The organism is Rathayibacter sp. AY1F9 (assembly GCF_002932155.1).
Classification (GTDB): domain Bacteria; phylum Actinomycetota; class Actinomycetes; order Actinomycetales; family Microbacteriaceae; genus Rathayibacter.
Genome location: NZ_PSVA01000022.1, coordinates 48,857 through 65,416, shown reverse-complemented (window position 1 = coordinate 65,416; position 16,560 = coordinate 48,857). Strand labels below are relative to the sequence as shown.

Genomic DNA, 16,560 nt, shown 5'->3' with positions numbered 1-16,560 from the left:
CCTGCATGGCCGACTTCGCCCGCAGCGGCGGGGTCTTGAGGAACCACGAGAGCACGAAGGCCAGCAGGACCACGCCCAGCGCGACCCCGAGCCTCTCGGAGCAGATCGCCCGCGTCGACCGGCTCGCCGTCCGCGACTGGCCCGCCGGCTTCCTCTGGGGATCCGCGACCGCCGCCGCCCAGATCGAGGGCGCCGGCCACGAGGGCGGCAAGGAGGACAGCATCTGGGACGCGTTCTCCCGCGTACCCGGAGCGGTCGCGAAGGGCGACACCCCCGAGGTCGCGGTGGACCACTACCACCGGATGCCCGCGGACGTGCGGCTGATGAAGGAGCTGGGGCTCGGCTCCTACCGCTTCTCGGTCAGCTGGGCGCGCGTCAAGCCGGGCGACCGCGCGGTGAACCCCGAGGGCCTCGACTTCTACTCCCGCCTGGTCGACGAGCTGCTCGGCGCCGGCGTGCTGCCGTGGCTCACCCTCTACCACTGGGACCTCCCGCAGGCCGTCGAGGAGACCGGCGGCTGGGCGAACCGCGACACCGCCGAGCGCTTCCGGGACTACGCCGAGGCCGTCTACGAGAGCCTCGGCGACCGGGTGCAGCACTGGACGACGTTCAACGAGCCGTTCTGCTCGACCCTGCTCTCCTACGGGGCGGGCGTGCACGCCCCCGGCGTGATCTCGCAGCAGAAGGCCCTCGCCGCCGTGCACCACACGCACCTCGCCCACGGGCTGGCCGTCTCGACGCTCCGGCAGCTCGGAGCGCAGAACCTGGGCATCACGCTCAACCTCTCGAACGCCGTCCCCGACGACCCCGAGGACGAGGCCGACCTCGACGCCGCACGCCGCTTCGACGCCCTCCAGAACCGGATCTTCCTCGACCCGCTGCTGCGCGGCGAGTACCCCGAGGACCTGCTCGAGGACGTCGCCGGGCTCGGGCTCGACGAGCTGATCGTCGACGGCGACCTCGATCTCATCTCGCTCCCGCTCGACTTCCTCGGCGTGAACCACTACCACGACGACAACGTCTCTGCGCATCCGCTGCCGGCCGGAGCCGACGACTTCGCCCAGGCGACCGACCGCGAGGTCGGCTCCCCCTGGGTCGGCTCCGAGTTCATCACCTTCCCGTCGCGCGGGCTGCCGCGCACCGCGATGGACTGGGAGGTGAACCCCGACGGGCTGCGCTACCTGCTGACCCGCCTGGGCCTGGAATACGAGAACCTCCCTCCGCTCTACGTGACCGAGAACGGCGCCGCCTACGACGACGTCGTCGAGGACGGCCGCGTGCACGACGCGGACCGCACGCAGTACGTGCTCGACCACGTCGAGAAGGTCGCCGACGCGATCGACCAGGGCGCCGACGTCCGCGGCTACTTCGTGTGGTCCCTCCTCGACAACTACGAGTGGGCCTGGGGCTACGAGAAGCGCTTCGGCATCGTGCGCGTCGACTACGACACGCAGGAGCGGACCGTGAAGGACTCGGGCCTGGTCTACTCCCGACTGCTCGGCGGCAGCGCCGCGGCGATCCTGGACTGACCCGTGAGCGAGCCGACGGGCGTCCGCGGCGGGGGCCGCTCCCCCACCCTCGAGATGGTCGCGGCGCGGGCCGGAGTCTCGCGCGCGACGGTCTCGCGGGTGGTCAACGGCGCCCCGCAGGTGGCGGCCGAGATCGTGGCCGCCGTCGAGAAGGCGATCGGCGAGCTCGACTACGTGCCCAATCACGCGGCGCGGATGCTCGCCTCGCGGCGCACGCAGTCGATCGCGCTGATCGTGCCGGAGTCGACCGCGCGCGTCTTCGCGGACCCGTTCTTCGCCTCGATCGTGCAGGGCGCCGCGATGCGCCTGGCCGACACGGACTACACGCTCTCGATGCTGATCGCGTCCGAGACGGACGGCGAGAAGACGCGGCGGTACCTGCTCGGCGGCAACGTCGACGGTGCGCTCGTGGTCTCGCACCACTCGGGCGACCACTCCTACGCGGCGCTCTCGGGCACGCTGCCGATCGTCTTCGGCGGCCGGCCGCTCTCGCCGGACGAGCGCGGCTCCTACTTCGTCGACGTGGACAACACGGAAGGGGCGGCCGTCGCCACCGCGCACCTGATCGAGCGCGGCCGGCGCCGGATCGCCACCATCGCGGGCCCCGCAGACATGCCGCCGGGCGTCGACCGCCTGATCGGCTGGCGCGGCGCACTCACCGACGCCGGCCTCGCCGACGACCTCGTCGAGTGGGGAGACTTCTCGCCGGCCAGCGGCACCGAGGCGATGCGCCGCCTCCTCGCCCGCGCCCCCGACCTGGACGGCGTCTTCGCCGCGAACGACCAGATGGCGGTCGGCGCCTACGCCGCCCTCCGCGAGGCCGGCCGCCGGATCCCCGAGGACGTGTCCGTCGTGGGCTTTGACGACGATCTCTTCGCGCGGAACGCCGTCCCCGCGCTGACCACGGTGCGCCAGCTCCCCGACGAGCTCGGCGCCCGCATGGTGGAGCTGCTGACCGCCCGCATCGAGGGGCTCCCCGTGGAGCACCGCACGCTGATGCCGACGTCGCTGGTCGTCCGCGCCAGCAGCTGACCCCGGCCCGCGACTGTCCAGGAGTCGTCGCAGTCGACGCCGAGTGCGACAACTCCTGGACAGTCGGAGAACTCCGCGTGCTCGATCGGATGCGGACCGGCGGGCGGATCCGGACGGTGGGGCGGACGCGGGCGGCGGGGCGGGGATGGACGAGCGGGTCGATCCGTCGACGGGGTGCGTCACGGTCGCCAGCCGTGGGCCACGAGAGCGGCACGGAGCTCGGCGATCGTGCGCGCCCTGCCCCGGGTCAGACCCTCCGCGCGGACGACCACGACGATCCAGCCCGCGAGGTGCAGGGCCAGGAGCCGTTCACGATCGCGTGAGAACTGCGCGTCGTCCGTCCGGTGCTGGCCGCCGTCGTACTCCGCCACCACCTTCCACCGTTCGAAGACCAGATCGCCGACCGCGAGCAGTCGGCCGCCGATCCTGATCTCGGCGTTCACGTCGGGCGCAGGCAGTCCCGCCTCCTCGACGAGAGCGCGGAGCCAGGTCTCCCTCCGCGAGGCGGCTCCGGTCGATGCCAGCCGCAGAGCCTCAGCCAGGCCGCGTCGGCCCCGGCACCGATGGGAGGCCAGGCGGTCCTGCAGCTCGTGAAGCCGGACATGGGGACGCGGATCGTCCCGGCGCGGGCAGCGCGGCTCGAACAGGAGGTGGTCCGTCGCCGCGAGGAGATCGCGGGCGGACAGCAGTGGCGCGAGCGCGATCCACGTCGACACCGCTCCTGTCACCGGCAGGCCGTGCCGCTCGACCCTGTCCGTCTCCGTGAGGGTGTGGCCGATCACACCCCGGGTCCTGGGGGGCCGGTGCGGCGTCGTCGCCGCCACGTGGATCGGATCGTCCTCGCCGGGTCGCGCCGGGAGCGGCACTCGCCAGGCTTCGGCCGCGGTCAGGTGGGAGAAGAGCTGCCAGGGCCGCAGCCGCGGCAGATAGGCGGCGGCTCGTTCCAGGTGCGTGACGGGCGCCACCCGGGTGCGCACTCCGTGGAAGGGGCTGGCCAGGGCGGGAGTGCGCAGCCGGGCGTCCGTCATCCCGGCGCGGAGTGCCGCTCGCCGGGTGAAGGCTCCGAGGTCGGTGCTGGACATGCCGCGATTCTGGCGGTCCGTGATCCTCGTCCGTCTCCCGCGATCCGCATTCTGTGGACGAACCCCTGATCCCGCACCTGGGGAGGCGCGCCTCCCACCACGACTGTCCAGGAGTTGTCGCAGTCGGCGTCGAGTGCGACAACTCCTGGACAGTCGGAGCGATCGATGTCGAGTGCGACACCTTCTGGACAGTGGGAGCGACCGAACTCGACTGCGACGACTCCTGGACAGTGGGAGCCGGCCGGTGCGCAGGAGTCGCGGGGGTGGCGAGCGAGGACGGCGACGTCTGAGGAGTCGCGAGCGCCCGCGTCAGAGGAAGAGCGGCGCCGGGTCGAGGGCGGCGAAGCGGCGGCGCATGACGGCGACCGCGTCGGCGTGCTCGTCGACGAGGACGAAGCGGCGGCCGAGAGCGTGCGCGACGGCGCCGGTCGTGCCGGAGCCGGCGAAGAAGTCGAGGACGGCGTCGCCCTCGCGGCTGGACGCCTGCACGATGCGGCGGAGGATCCCCTCCGGCTTCTGCGTCGGGTACCCGGTCTTCTCGCGGCCGGTCGGCGAGACGATCGTGTGCCACCACACGTCGGTCGGCCGCTTGCCGCGCTCGGCCTTCTCGGGGGTCACCAGGCCCGGGGCCATGTACGGCTCGCGGTCCACGGCGGCGGAGTCGAAGTGGTAGCCGCGCGGGTCCTTCACGTAGACGAGGATCGTGTCGTGCTTGGTCGGCCAGCGGCGCGTGGCCTTCGCTCCGTAGTCGTAGGCCCAGATGATCTCGTTGAGGAAGCACTCGCGGCCGAAGAGCGCGTCGAGCAGCACCTTCGCGTAGTGCGCCTCGCGGTAGTCGAGATGGAGGTAGAGGGTGCCGTCGTCGGCGAGGAGCCGCCACGCCTCGGCCAGACGCGGCTCGAGGAACGACCAGTAGTCGTCGAAGCGGTCGTCGTAGCGGAGCAGGTCGCCGCGGATCCGCTCGTAGCTGCGCCCCTTGAAGCCGGCGATCGTGCCTGTGGTGGAGCGCACCGAGGTGGTCGAGGTGCGCACCTGCGCCCGGCCCGTGTTGAACGGCGGGTCGAGGTAGACGACGGTGAAAGCCCCGTCGGCCAGCTGCGGCAGGACCTCGAGGTTGTCGGCGTGGAACACCGCGCTCCGCGACTCCGGGACGCCGTCCGCGATCTGGATCGTCCTGGGCACCCGGCAATTGTGCCAGTGCGCGCGAGCCCGGCGACACGCTCCGCGCCTCGCGCCCGGGCTCGACGGGTGCCGGGGAGGCTCCGGCGTAGAGTGGCGCGATGATCTCCGAGGTGCGCCACGACGAGGACTCGTCCCGCTACACGCTCTGGCTCGACGGCGAGACCGTCGGAGTCGCGGACTACGCCGTCCGCGGCCGCGACGTGGTCTTCCTCCACACCGAGATCGCGCCCGAGCACCGCCACGAGGGCCTCGGCGAGACCCTCGTCGAGGCGGCCCTCGACGACGCGCACGAGCGCTTCGGCGGGCGCATCGTCCCGGCCTGCCCGTTCGTCGCCGAGTTCATCGCCGATCACCCGGACTACCAGGAGCTCCTCGCGAGCTGAGGGGCTCCCGCCGGTCCGGTCCGCCGCGTTCCACTCCGGGGCCACGCGCCGGCGACCGCCGCCTCGGACCCGCGGGTCAGGGGACGCGCCGCAGCCACTCCGGAGTCGAGTACTTCGTCCGCACCAGCTCCTCCGCCGCCGCGTACTCCTCCTCGGTCAGCGTCCCCGCCTCGCCGCCGTGCAGCTGCACGAAGGTCGCCTTCATCCGCTCGATGATCTCGGCGCGGCTGAGCCCGGTCTGGCTGCGCAGCGGGTCGACGCGCTTCACGGCGGAGGCGATGCCCTTGTCCGAGAGCTTCTCGCGGCCGATCCGCAGCACCTGCACCATCTTCTCGGCGTCGATGTCGTAGCTCATGGTCACGTGGTGGAGGACGGCGCCGGAGCCCAGGCGCTTCTGCGCGGCACCGCCGATCTTGCCCGAGGGCGACGTGATGTCGTTGAGCGGCTGGTAGACCGCGTCGATCCCGAGCGACTGCAGCGCGCTGACGGCCCACTCGTCGAGGAAGGCGTAGGAGTCGGCGAAGGTCAGCCCCTGGACGAGGTCGCCGGGGACGTAGAGCGAGTACGTGACGACGCTGCCCGCCTCCATGAACATCGCGCCGCCGCCCGAGATGCGGCGGACCACGTCGACGCCGTACTTCGCCGCGTTGTCGAGGTCGACCTCGTTGCGGAGCGACTGGAAGCTGCCGATGACGACGGCGGGCTGGTCCCACTCCCAGATCCGCAGCGTCGGCTCCCGGCGGCCCTCGCCGACCGCGGCGGTCAGCACCTCGTCGAGCGCCAGGTGGGTCGCGGGAGGGACGGCCCGGTCGTGCACGATGCGCCAGTCGTAGTCGCGCCAGCTGGTCGCCTTCTGCAGCGAGCGGCGGATCGCGACCGCGACGGCCTCGGGCGTGAAGCCGAGCAGGACCGCGTCGGCCGGGAGCGCCTGCCGGATGGCGGCGGCGATGGACTTCGCGTCGGTCTCGGCCGGGAGGCCCACGACCGCGCGGTCGATGTCGTCGAGGGCCGTGTCGGGCTCGAGGAAGAAGTCGCCCGCCAGGCGGAACCCGGCGAACCTCCCGTCGACCACGTCGAGGTCGACGACCACGAGCTTTCCGCCGGGGACCTTGTACTCGCCATGCATGACGCCAGCCTAGGCGCGAGCCGGGGCGGGGAAGCGCTCGCCCAGCCACTCCACGAGATCGGCCGTGACCTCGGCCCGGTTGAGCTCCTGGAACAGCTCGTGCCGCGCCTCCGGGTACACCCGCACCGAGACGTCCGTGTACCCGGCCCGCCGCCGGTAGGCCTGGGCGAGCGCGCGCACCGACCGCTCGCCGCCGAGGGTGTCGTCGGCGCCCACGACCAGCAGCAGGGGCAGCGGATGCTCGGGCCCGCGCTTCGGGCGGCCGACCAGCCGCAGGGTCTCGACCAGCCCGATCCGCTTCGCGAGCGGCGTGGTGAAGGTGAGGGGGTCGTCGTGGAAACGCTGCCAGACCTCCGGGTCGCGGGAGAGCCACTCGAGGCCGAGACCGCCGGCGACGCGGTGCCGCTTCGCCAGGTCGCCCGCGTTCATGTGCCCCGGGAGGCGGTAGGCCGTGCCGCTCAGCACGAGCGCGGCGTAGGCGCCGGAGTGGTGGTCGACGATCCGCTGCGCCATGAGCGACCCCCAGGAGTGGCCGAGCAGCACGATCGGCACTCCCGGGCTCTCCTCCGCGAGCAGCTCCGTCAGCCGGAGGATCGCCGCCTCGGTCGCGCGCAGGCCGCCCGGCCCCAGCAGTCCGAGCCGGGAGGAGTCGCCGCCGTGCTGCTCGAGGCCGGTCCGGCCGTGCCCGCGGTGGTCGTCCGCCGCGACCGCGTACCCGGCGGCGACCAGCGCCTCCGCCAGCTCGACGTAGCGCCCCGAGTGCTCGCCGACCCCGTGGGCCAGCTGCACGATCGCGCGGGGCGAGGGGTGCGGCCACCAGCGGTAGTGGATGACGACGCCGGAGGCGTCCTGGAAGGTCCTGTCGACAGCGGCGCCGGTCATGGTGACCAGTGTGGCGCTCCGGCCGCTGGGCGCGAGGGACGCGATGAGAACTGAGAAGATACTCACGATCCATCGGCGGGCGCCCTGCTCGCTACGGTGCCTCGCTACCTTTTCCCTTGACGAGCGACCCCCGCGACCGTCCCCCGACCCCCCTTCACGAGCGAGGCCAGCCCCTTCATGACCGTATCGCCCCTGATCTGGACCCTGACGATCGTCTTCATCGTCCTGCTCCTGCTCTTCGACTTCTTCTTCCACGTCCGGAAGGCCCACGAGCCCACGCTGAAGGAGTCGTCGATCTGGTCGGCGCTCTACGTCGGCATCGCCGTGCTCTTCGGGCTCGGCGTCCTCGTCTTCGGCGGAGCGACGCCCGGATCGGAGTACTTCGCGGGGTACATCACCGAGAAGGCCCTCTCGGTCGACAACCTGTTCGTCTTCCTCATCATCATGGCGAGCTTCAAGGTGCCCCGCGCCGACCAGCAGAAGGTGCTCCTCTTCGGCATCGTCTTCGCGCTGATCGCCCGCACCGGCTTCATCTTCCTCGGCGCCGCGCTGATCAACTCGTTCGCCTGGGTCTTCTACATCTTCGGCCTGATCCTGCTGCTGACCGCGTTCAACCTGGTCAAGCCGGGCGACGACCACTCCAGCGACAACGTGATGGTGCGCCTGGCCAAGCGGATCTTCAAGACGAGCGACCAGTACGACGGCGACAAGTTCTACACGCACATCGACGGCAAGAAGGTCCTCACGCCGATGATCCTCGTCATGGCGGCGATCGGCGGAACGGACATCCTGTTCGCCCTCGACAGCGTGCCGGCGATCTTCGGCCTCACCAGCGACGTGTACCTCGTCTTCACGGCGACCGCGTTCTCGCTGCTGGGCCTGCGCCAGCTGTACTTCCTCATCGACGGGCTGCTCGACCGCCTCGTCTACCTCAGCATCGGCCTCGCCGCGATCCTCGCCTTCATCGGCGTGAAGCTGATCCTGCACGCGCTCCACGAGAACAACCTGCCGTTCATCAACAACGGCGAGCACGTGGAGGTCTTCGAGATCGGCACCGGACTGTCGCTCTCGGTCATCATCGGCGTCCTCGTGATCACGGTGATCGCCTCCCTCGTCAGCCCCAAGGGCCGCCGCATGGCCGCCGAGGCCGCCGAGCGCCGCCGCGTGGCCGAGGCCGCGGGCGCGGACGTCGACGCGACGCACTGAGTCGTCCTGTGCGCCGCGGAGCGGCGCACCGCGGTCGGCTCCCCTAGGCGGTCGGGTCCCGGAGAGCGGGTCCCGACCGCCTAGGACGATCCGCTGACACGCGGATCCCCCGTTCGGCTCGACCGACCGCCGCGAAGCGGCGCACCGCAGTCGGCTCCCCTAGGCGGTCAGTTTCCCGAGAGCGGGTCCCGACCGCCTAGAACGATCCGCTGACACGCGGATCGCTCGTTCGACGGGCCGTCTCGTGCGCCGCAGGGCGGCGCACCGCAGTCGGCTCCCACGGGCGGTCGGGTTCCCGAGAGCGGGTCCCGACCGCCTAGGAGGATCCGCTGACACGCGGATCCCCCGTTCGGCTCGACCGAGCACCGCACGCCGGTGCTCCGCAGTCAGCTCCCCTAGGCGCTCAGGTCCCCGAGTGCGGGTCTTGACCGCCGAGAACGTCCCGCCGGCTCGAGCGCGGATTCCGCTCGCGGAGGGTCAGCGGGCGCGGTAGCGGTGCTCCGGACGGCCGGTGGTGCCGTAGCTGAGGGTCATCTCGACGAGGCCGCGGCCCGCGAGGCCCGAGAGGTAGCGCTGGGCGGTGGCGCGCGAGATGCCGGCGCGCTCGGCCACCTCGAGAGCCGACAGCTCGGCGCCCGATTCGGCCAGGCGCGCCAGGACGAGCTGCTCGGTCGCCGAGCGCGAGGGCTGCGCGGCGGTCGCGTCGCCCGAGTGCAGGATGCGCAGCGCCCGCTCCACCGCCTCCTGATCGGCCGCGCGGTCCTCCCGCAGCACGTTCCGGAACCGCACGTACGCGTCGAGGCGCTCGCCGAGCAGGCGCGCCTCGAACGGCTTGATGAGGTACCCGAGCGCTCCCGCGTGCAGGGCGCGCCGCACCGTCGCCCCGTCGGAGGCGGCGCTCACGACGAACGCGTCGGTGTCGAGCTCGCGGAGCAGCGCGATCCCGCTCTGATCCGGCAGGTGCACGTCGAGCAGGAGCAGATCGGGCGCGTGCTCGGCGACGGCCGCCCGCGCCGCGCGCGCCGTGTGCACCGGAGGAAGGGCCGTCAGCCCCTGCCGCGCCTCGACCAGGTCCGCATGCAGCTGCGCGACCCGGAAGTCGTCGTCCACCACCAGCACCGTGCGCTCCCGCGCCGTGTCCGCGCTCATGACCCGTCCCCGTCCTGCTCCGGCGGCAGCACCGCTCCGGGGAGGCGCGCGCACAGCACGGCCCCCGACTCCGCTCCGCCGGGGTCTGCCAGCCAGACCTCGCCGCCGCGCCGGGCGGCCACCTCGCGGCACAGCGGCAGGCCGAAGCCCCGGCCGTGCACGCGGCCGTCGTCCTCGACGGGGTCGCCCGCGCCGGCCCGGTCGAACAGCGAGTCCGGATCGAGCACTCCGTCGCCGGAGTCGGCGACCGTCACGAAGAGCGCGTCGCCGTCGTCGAGCAGCTCGACCTCGACGAAGCGCACGTCGCGCCGCCCCTCGACCGCCGCGCGCACCGCGTTGTCCACCAGGTTCCCGACCACCGTGGCGACGTCCTCCGGCTCGACGACGGTGCCGCGCACCAGCGTCTCCTCGCCGAGCGTCAGCAGCACGCCGCGCTCGGCCGCCTCGATCCCCTTCGCCCCGACGAGCGCCTGGAGGTACGGCTCCTGCAGCCGGTCGGCGTGCTGCACCGGGTACTTGAGCGGGCCGCGGGTCAGCACCTCGTCGAGGTAGTCGCGCGCCGACGCGGTCCGCCCCGCATCCAGCAGGCCCGCGACCACGTGCAGGCGGTTGGCGAACTCGTGCCGCTGCACCCGGAGCGCGTTGGTCATCGCGCCGACCGCGTCGAGGCGCCGGCTCAGCGCGGCGAGGTCGGTGCGGTCGCGCAGCACCACCACCACGCCCAGGTCGCGGTCGCCGCGGGTCACCCGGCGGATGTCGACGTAGACGATGCGGGAACGGACGACGAAGCCCTCCTCGCCTCCGGGGCGGGGCGGTTCGACGGAGTGCAGCGCGGCGCCGATCGCGTCGGCCAGCGGTACGGGGAGGTCGAGCTCCGCGAGCGGCCGCCCGTGCAGCGCCCGCCCGGTCGGGTCGTCGGAGCCGAGGATCGCGGCGGCCCGCGCATTGCAGACGCCGACGCGCCCGTCGCGGTCGAGCGCGAGCACGCCCTCGTCGACCCCGTCGAGCACGGCGGCCTGGTCCTGCACGAGCGAGGTGAGCTCCTCCGGAGCGAGGCCGAGCGTCAGGCGCAGCAGGCGGCGGCGGATGAAGACGGAGGCGACGGCGGCGAGCACCAGCCCGGCAAGCGCCGCGGCGAGGACGCCGAGCAGCGCGGTCGGCAGGTCGGTGAAGACGCTGGAGCGCGCGAAGCCGATGCTGACCTCGCCGACGACCCGCTGCTCCCCCGCGGCGAAGACCGGGACCTTCGCCCGTGCCGACTCGCCGAGCGTGCCGGTGCCCCACGAGACGCTCTCGCGCCCGGCGAGCGCCTCGTCGGGGCTGGTCGAGACCCGCTCGCCGAGGCGGTCCTCGTCGGGGTGGGCGAGGCGGATGCCCTGGTCGTCGGTGATCACGACGAAGAGCGCGCCGGTGCGCTGCTCGACGGCGGCGGCGACGTCCTCGAGCGGTCCGCCGCGCAGCTCCGAGGCGGCGGGCGCGCCGGGCACGGCGGAGGACGCGGCGACCGCGTCCTGCACGTCGGGGTCCTCGGCGACGGTGCGGGCGATGGCGAGCGCCGTGCCCTCCGCCTCGCCGCGCAGCTGCTGGATGCTGAGCGCGGTGACGAGCCCCGCGCAGACCAGCACGGCGGCCGACACCGTGGCGAGCTGCAGGACCAGGACGTGGGTCGCGAAGCGCATCGGGGCCTCCTCGCCGTCGTCGTGCGCAGAATGCGCAGAAGCCACACTATGCGCAGATGTCGCCGTAATGAGCGATACCCCGGCGCCGGACGCGGAGCTGCCTAGGGTTTCCACCATCTCCCGGCCGGCTCTCCCGCCGAGCGCGGGCGGAGGCACTGGACGAAGGAGTCAGCTGTGTTGGTAGTACTCGGTTTCACCATGATCCTGGCCTTCATGGCCCTGATCATGACCAAGCGGCTGACGCCGATGGTCGCCCTGATCGTCGTGCCGACGATCTTCGGCCTCTTCGCGGGCGCCGGCCTCGGCATCGGCGACATGGTCCTCGAGGCGATCGGCAGCCTCGCGCCCACGGCCGCGCTGCTGATGTTCGCGATCATGTACTTCGGGATCATGATCGACGTCGGGCTCTTCGACCCGCTGATCCGCTTCATCGTCCGCGCGCTCGGCGACGACCCGGCGAAGGTCGTGCTCGGCACGGCGCTGCTCGCGGGTGCGGTCTCGCTCGACGGCGACGGCTCGACCACCTTCATCGTCACCACCGCCGCGATGCTCCCGATCTACCTGCGCCTGGGGATGAACCCGGTCGTGCTGACCTGCGTCGCGGGCCTGGCCAACGGCACGCTCAACATCGTCCCCTGGGGTGGACCGACGGTGCGCGCCGCCGCGGCCCTCCAGGTCTCGCCGAGCGAGATCTTCGTGCCGATGCTCCCGTCGCTCGCGGTGGGCCTGGCCGTCACGCTCGTCTTCGCCTGGTTCCTCGGGCTCGGCGAGCGCCGCCGCCTCGGCTCGCTCGCGCTGGCCGAGCCGATGCTCGAGCAGGAGCTCGTCGGCGCCGGCCGCGGCTCCTCCTCCCGCTCGGGCGGCGCCCGCACCGGCGGCCTCGCGGCCCTGACCGGGGGCATCCGCACCGTCGCCCGGGAGCGCTTCTCCTTCCTCCGCGGTCCCCAGGCCCTGCGCGGAGCCCAGGTGGCGGTCGCCGCCCGCGTGCAGGCCGACGACGCCGACACCGCGATGGCCGACACGATGCTCGACCCCGAGCGCGAGACGCTGCGCCCGAAGCTGATCTGGGTGAACCTGGTCCTGACCCTCGCGGTGATGACGCTGCTGGTCGCCGACATCCTGCCGCTGCCCTACGTGTTCATGGTCGGCTCCGCGGTCGCCCTGCTGATCAACTTCCCGAAGATGAAGGACCAGGCGGCCGAGATCGTCAAGCACGCGCCGAGCATCGTGGGCGTCGTGTCGATGGTGCTGGCGGCCGGCGTGCTGATCGGCGTCCTCAACGGCACCGGCATGGTCGACGCCATGGCGGAGTGGGTCGTCGCGGTGATCCCGCCGGCGCTCGGACCGTTCCTCGCCGTGATCACCGGCGTGCTCAGCATCCCGATGACCTTCTTCATGTCGAACGACGCGTTCTACTACGGCATCCTCCCCGTGCTCTCCGAGAGCGCGGCGAACTACGGCATCTCGCCGGTCGAGATGGCGCGCGCCTCGATCACCGGGCAGCCGGTGCACCTCCAGAGCCCGCTGGTCCCGGCGATCCTCCTGCTCGTCTCCCTCGCCGCGGTGAACCTCGGCGACCACCACCGCAAGGTGCTGTGGCGAGCGGTCGTCGTCTCGCTGGTCATGCTCGCCGTCGGCGTGCTGGTCGGCTCGATCCCCTTCGGCTGAGGCCGGCGGAGCGGATCGCCGAGCGATCGGAACGAGGACGGGACCCCTTGCTGCGGCGGGGGTCCCGTCCTCGTTCCGCGGCTCGGTCCCGCAGCCCGCGCTAGCGCAGCAGCGGCGCCAGGTTCTCGGTCCACACGTCGGAGCCGACCTTGAGGATGAGGGCGCCGACCACGACGAGGAACGCGACCCGGATGAAGCGGCTGCCACGAGCGACGGCCATCCGCGAGCCGAGGTACGCGCCCGCCACGTTGGCGGCGCCCATCAGGAGGCCCAGCAGCCAGATCACGTGCCCGCCCGGCACGAAGTAGAGCAGGGCGCCGAGGTTGGTCGCGACGTTGACGATCTTCGCCTTGGCGCTGGCGAGCAGGAAGTCGTAGCCCAGCGCGGTGATCAGGGCGATGATCAGGAAGGTCCCGGTGCCCGGTCCGATCAGGCCGTCGTAGAAGCCGATCAGGAGTCCCAGCACGGCCGCCGTGACGAGGTGGCGCCGGCCCGCGTGCTTGAGCACCGTGACGCTGCCCAGTGCCGGGCGGGCGATCGTCACGACGGCGACCACGATCAGCGCGACGACGATGATCGGCTTGAACACCGCGGCCGGGAGGAGGCCGGCGAGCGTCGCGCCTCCGTAGCTGCCCGCGAGGGCGACCGCCGCCATCGGCAGTGCGGTGCGCAGATCGGGCTTCGCGCGCCGGTAGTAGGTGATCGCGCTGGTGGTCGTGCCGAAGATCGAGGCCAGCTTGTTCGTGGCGAGCGCCTGCACGGGCGAGATCCCGGGGACGAGGAGCAGGGCGGGCAGCTGGAGGAGTCCGCCGCCGCCCACGACCGCGTCGATCCAGCCGGCCGCGAAGGCGGCGAGGATCATCAGCGCGAGGACGGGGAGTCCGAGATCCTCTGTGAAGGTCAGCATCGGTCGGAAGCGTACGCGAGCACCGCGACCCCTCGACCTCGGGGGCCGGGCCGCCCTAGGGTCGGCGGCATGCGATTCGGACTCTTCATCCCCCAGGGCTGGCGCCACGACCTCGTCGGCGTCCCGGCCGCCGACCAGTGGCGCACCATGAGCGACCTCGCCCGGCACGCCGACGACGGCGCCTGGGAGTCGATCTGGGTCTACGACCACTTCCACACCGTCCCGCAGGTGACGGAGGAGGCGACGCACGAGGCGTGGTCGCTGATGAGCGCGTTCGGCGCCACCACGTCGCGCGTGCGGCTGGGCCAGATGTGCACCTGCATGGGCTACCGGAACCCCGCCTACCTCGCCAAGGTCGCGACGACCGTCGACATCGTCTCGGGCGGGCGGGTCGAGATGGGCATCGGCGGCGGCTGGTACGAGCACGAGTGGCGCGCGTACGGCTACGGCTTCCCGCCGATCGCCGAGCGGCTGGGCCGGCTCGACGAGGGAGTGCAGATCCTGCAGCAGGCCTGGACGACCGGGTCCGCGACCCTCGACGGCCGCTACTACCAGGTGGACGGCGCGCAGAACCGACCGCTGCCCCTGCAGGAGGGCGGCATCCCGCTGTGGGTCGCCGGCGGCGGCGAGAAGGTCACGCTGCGGATCGCGGCCCAGTACGCGCAGTACACGAACTTCGCCGGGACCCCGGAGGCGTTCGACCACAAGAGCTCGGTCCTCCGCGGGCACTGCGAGCGCCTGGGCACCGACTTCTCGGCGATCACCCGGAGCTCGAACTACAACGTCGTGATCGGCGAGACGGAGGCGGAGGTCGAGGCGGCGCTGCAGCGTCTCGAGGAGCGCGTGGTCCCGTACCTCGGCGCGGAGGGAGCGGCGTCCTTCGTCGCCGAGTACCGCAGCCCCGACGCGCTCGCGGTCGGCACTCCCTCGCAGATCGTCGACCGGCTCGCCGGCATGCAGTCGCGCGGGATGGACTACGGCATCCTCTACTTCCCGGACGCCGCCTACGACCGGTCCGGCATCGAGCTGTTCGAGCGCGAGGTGCTGCCGGCGCTCTCCTGAGCGCGGAGCGGCGGGGGCTCCTACGCCTCCCGCCCCCCGCCCGCAAGTCCTTGGGGCGCCCCGGCCCCGCGCTTACGGTCGGAGCATGGACGCACAGGACATCCGCTGGAACGACGAAGCCCGCGACAAGATCCTCGAGGACTCGGACAGGGTCCTCCGTGAGGCGGTGCTCGACCTCGCGACGAGCAAGAAGGGCGAGCCCTGGGAGGACGTGTTCGCGGAGCTGAACGCGCGCCTCAAGGACCGCTTCATCGACTTCGAGCCCGGCCCGGACCTCCGCAAGTACGCCGAGGCCGTCTCCGCCGGGGAGATCGAGACCGGCTCGTGAGCGAGCACGACCGCGACGCCGCGCTCGAGGACGAGATCACCTCGATCCACGCCCTCGGCGAGGGTCGCGTCGGCGAGACGGCCGGCCCGGAGGACGAGGACCACGAGCTCTCGCCCGAGCAGGACGCCCGCATCGAGTCCGAGCTGAAGAGCCGGGGCAGCGAGAGCTGATCCCCCCGGTACGCGGAAGGCCCGCTCCCCCTCGAGGGAGCGGGCCTTCCGCGTGAGTCGCGACTACGCCGAGAGGGGCTCGTAGTCGGTGTAGCCCTCGGCTCCTCCGCCGTAGACCGTCTCCTGGACGACCTCGTTCTCGGGGTGCCCGCCCTGCCAGCGCTCGACCAGGTCGGGGTTGGCGATCGCCGGGCGGCCGACGGCCACGGCGTCGGCGTGGCCCTCGCTGATCAGCTCGGTCGCCTCCTCGCGGCTGGTCGGCGAGCCGAAGCCGCTGTTGGCGATGAAGACGCCGTCGAAGCGCGAGCGGAGGTCCTGGACCAGCTCGCCGGCGGGCTCGGCGTGCAGGACGCTGAGGTAGGCCAGGCCGAGCGGGGCGAGCCCGTCGACGACGGCCTCGTAGGTGGCGCGCACGTCGTCGCCGTCGGTCTCGACGACGTCCTGGATGTTGTGGGCCGGCGAGAGGCGGATGCCGACGCGGCCCGCTCCGACCTCGTCGACGATCGCGCGGGTGACCTCGAGCGGGAACGCGGCGCGCTCGGCCGGGGTCCCGCCGTACTGGTCGGTGCGCACGTTGGAGACGGGCGAGAGGAACTCGTGCAGCAGGTAGCCGTTGGCGCCGTGCACCTCGACCCCGTCGAAGCCGGCGTCGATCGCGCGGCGGGCGGCGGCGACGAACTCGTCGCGGACGGTCGCCAGCTCCTCGGTGGTCAGCGCGTGCGGCACCGGGAAGGGCTTCTTGCCGGCGGGGGTGTGCACCTCTCCGTCGATGGCGACGGCGCTCGGGGCGACGATGCGGTCGGTGCCGGTGATCTCGGTGTGCGAGACGCGGCCCGCGTTCATCAGCTGCATGACGATGCGTCCGCCCGCGGCGTGCACGGCGTCGGCGACGGCGCGCCAGCCCGCGGCCTGCGCGTCGGTCTCGATGCCGGGCTGCCCGGCGTAGCCCTTGGACTCGGCGCTGGGGAAGACGCCCTCGCTGATCAGCAGGCCCATGCTCGCGCGCTGGGCGTAGTACTCGGCGACGATCGCGCCGGGCACGCCCTGCTCGTCGGAGCGCAGTCGCGTCATCGGTGCCAGGACGATGCGGTTGGGGAGGTCGAGGTCGCCGGCGGTGAGGGGGGAGAACGGATCCACGGGATCGCCTTTCTACGGAGCTGTCTCAGGGGCTGCCC

The 16,560-nt window shown here is 72.5% G+C and carries 16 protein-coding genes; 8 read left to right on the top strand and 8 right to left on the bottom strand.

Features of this window, described 5'->3' with window-relative positions; genetic code table 11:
* The first annotated feature begins 104 nt into the window (after positions 1–104).
* Positions 105–1,529: a GH1 family beta-glucosidase gene (locus C5C37_RS13500; protein WP_104273532.1), complete on the top strand. Its 1,425-nt coding sequence runs from the start codon at positions 105–107 to the stop codon at positions 1,527–1,529.
* 54 nt (positions 1,530–1,583) lie between these two features.
* Positions 1,584–2,561, top strand: coding sequence for a LacI family DNA-binding transcriptional regulator (locus tag C5C37_RS13495; RefSeq protein ID WP_104339068.1), 978 nt, complete (start codon positions 1,584–1,586; stop codon positions 2,559–2,561).
* Between the two features lie 179 nt (positions 2,562–2,740).
* Here C5C37_RS13495 and C5C37_RS13490 read toward each other — a convergent pair whose 3' ends face one another.
* Entirely contained in the window at positions 2,741–3,643 is a 903-nt protein-coding gene (locus C5C37_RS13490; RefSeq protein WP_104339065.1) for a hypothetical protein, read from the bottom strand.
* A gap of 309 nt (positions 3,644–3,952) precedes the next feature.
* Positions 3,953–4,825: a site-specific DNA-methyltransferase gene (locus C5C37_RS13485; RefSeq protein WP_104225160.1), complete on the bottom strand. Its 873-nt coding sequence runs from the start codon at positions 4,823–4,825 to the stop codon at positions 3,953–3,955.
* A gap of 98 nt (positions 4,826–4,923) precedes the next feature.
* On the opposite strand from C5C37_RS13485, the gene C5C37_RS13480 reads away from it, so the two are divergent.
* Positions 4,924–5,208, top strand: coding sequence for a GNAT family N-acetyltransferase (locus C5C37_RS13480; protein ID WP_104238619.1), 285 nt, complete (start codon positions 4,924–4,926; stop codon positions 5,206–5,208).
* 76 nt (positions 5,209–5,284) lie between these two features.
* Here C5C37_RS13480 and C5C37_RS13475 read toward each other — a convergent pair whose 3' ends face one another.
* On the bottom strand, positions 5,285–6,334 hold the full coding sequence (locus C5C37_RS13475) for a biotin/lipoate A/B protein ligase family protein (RefSeq protein WP_104225162.1): 1,050 nt from the start codon (positions 6,332–6,334) through the stop codon (positions 5,285–5,287).
* A gap of 9 nt (positions 6,335–6,343) precedes the next feature.
* Entirely contained in the window at positions 6,344–7,216 is an 873-nt protein-coding gene (locus C5C37_RS13470) for an alpha/beta fold hydrolase (RefSeq protein ID WP_104233159.1), read from the bottom strand.
* A 177-nt stretch (positions 7,217–7,393) separates the two neighbouring features.
* On the opposite strand from C5C37_RS13470, the gene C5C37_RS13465 reads away from it, so the two are divergent.
* Positions 7,394–8,422, top strand: coding sequence for a TerC family protein (locus C5C37_RS13465; RefSeq protein ID WP_104223866.1), 1,029 nt, complete (start codon positions 7,394–7,396; stop codon positions 8,420–8,422).
* A gap of 477 nt (positions 8,423–8,899) precedes the next feature.
* On the opposite strand, the gene C5C37_RS13460 is transcribed toward C5C37_RS13465, so the two are convergent.
* Both C5C37_RS13460 and C5C37_RS13455 read right to left on the bottom strand, forming a co-directional pair.
* Positions 8,900–9,571, bottom strand: coding sequence for a response regulator (locus C5C37_RS13460; RefSeq protein ID WP_104223865.1), 672 nt, complete (start codon positions 9,569–9,571; stop codon positions 8,900–8,902).
* A complete protein-coding gene (locus tag C5C37_RS13455) occupies positions 9,568–11,250 on the bottom strand; it encodes an ATP-binding protein (RefSeq protein WP_104339064.1) in 1,683 nt (560 codons plus the stop codon). Before C5C37_RS13455 ends, C5C37_RS13460 begins: the two co-directional genes overlap by 4 nt.
* Before the next feature lie 198 nt (positions 11,251–11,448).
* On the opposite strand from C5C37_RS13455, the gene C5C37_RS13450 reads away from it, so the two are divergent.
* A complete protein-coding gene (locus C5C37_RS13450; protein ID WP_104233156.1) occupies positions 11,449–12,918 on the top strand; it encodes a CitMHS family transporter in 1,470 nt (489 codons plus the stop codon).
* A gap of 100 nt (positions 12,919–13,018) precedes the next feature.
* On the opposite strand, the gene C5C37_RS13445 is transcribed toward C5C37_RS13450, so the two are convergent.
* Entirely contained in the window at positions 13,019–13,825 is an 807-nt protein-coding gene (locus C5C37_RS13445; protein WP_104223862.1) for a TSUP family transporter, read from the bottom strand.
* 69 nt (positions 13,826–13,894) lie between these two features.
* Between C5C37_RS13445 and C5C37_RS13440 the strand changes: the two genes are divergently transcribed.
* From C5C37_RS13440 to C5C37_RS17590, 3 genes are all read left to right on the top strand, one after another.
* Positions 13,895–14,887 carry an LLM class F420-dependent oxidoreductase gene (locus C5C37_RS13440; protein WP_104223861.1) on the top strand — a complete coding sequence of 331 codons (993 nt, stop codon included), beginning with the start codon at positions 13,895–13,897 and terminating at the stop codon, positions 14,885–14,887.
* An 85-nt stretch (positions 14,888–14,972) separates the two neighbouring features.
* The gene (locus C5C37_RS13435) at positions 14,973–15,215 is read left to right on the top strand and encodes a hypothetical protein (protein WP_068251275.1); all 243 of its coding nucleotides are present in this window, start codon (positions 14,973–14,975) and stop codon (positions 15,213–15,215) included.
* On the top strand, positions 15,212–15,385 hold the full coding sequence (locus C5C37_RS17590) for a hypothetical protein (RefSeq protein WP_160035225.1): 174 nt from the start codon (positions 15,212–15,214) through the stop codon (positions 15,383–15,385). The genes C5C37_RS13435 and C5C37_RS17590 overlap by 4 nt, the downstream gene beginning before the upstream one ends.
* Positions 15,386–15,448: 63 nt before the next feature.
* Here the strand turns inward: C5C37_RS17590 and C5C37_RS13430 are convergent, their stop codons facing one another.
* Complete coding sequence (locus C5C37_RS13430) at positions 15,449–16,522, bottom strand: alkene reductase (protein ID WP_104226205.1); 1,074 nt, start codon at positions 16,520–16,522, stop codon at positions 15,449–15,451.
* Positions 16,523–16,560 lie beyond the last annotated feature (38 nt).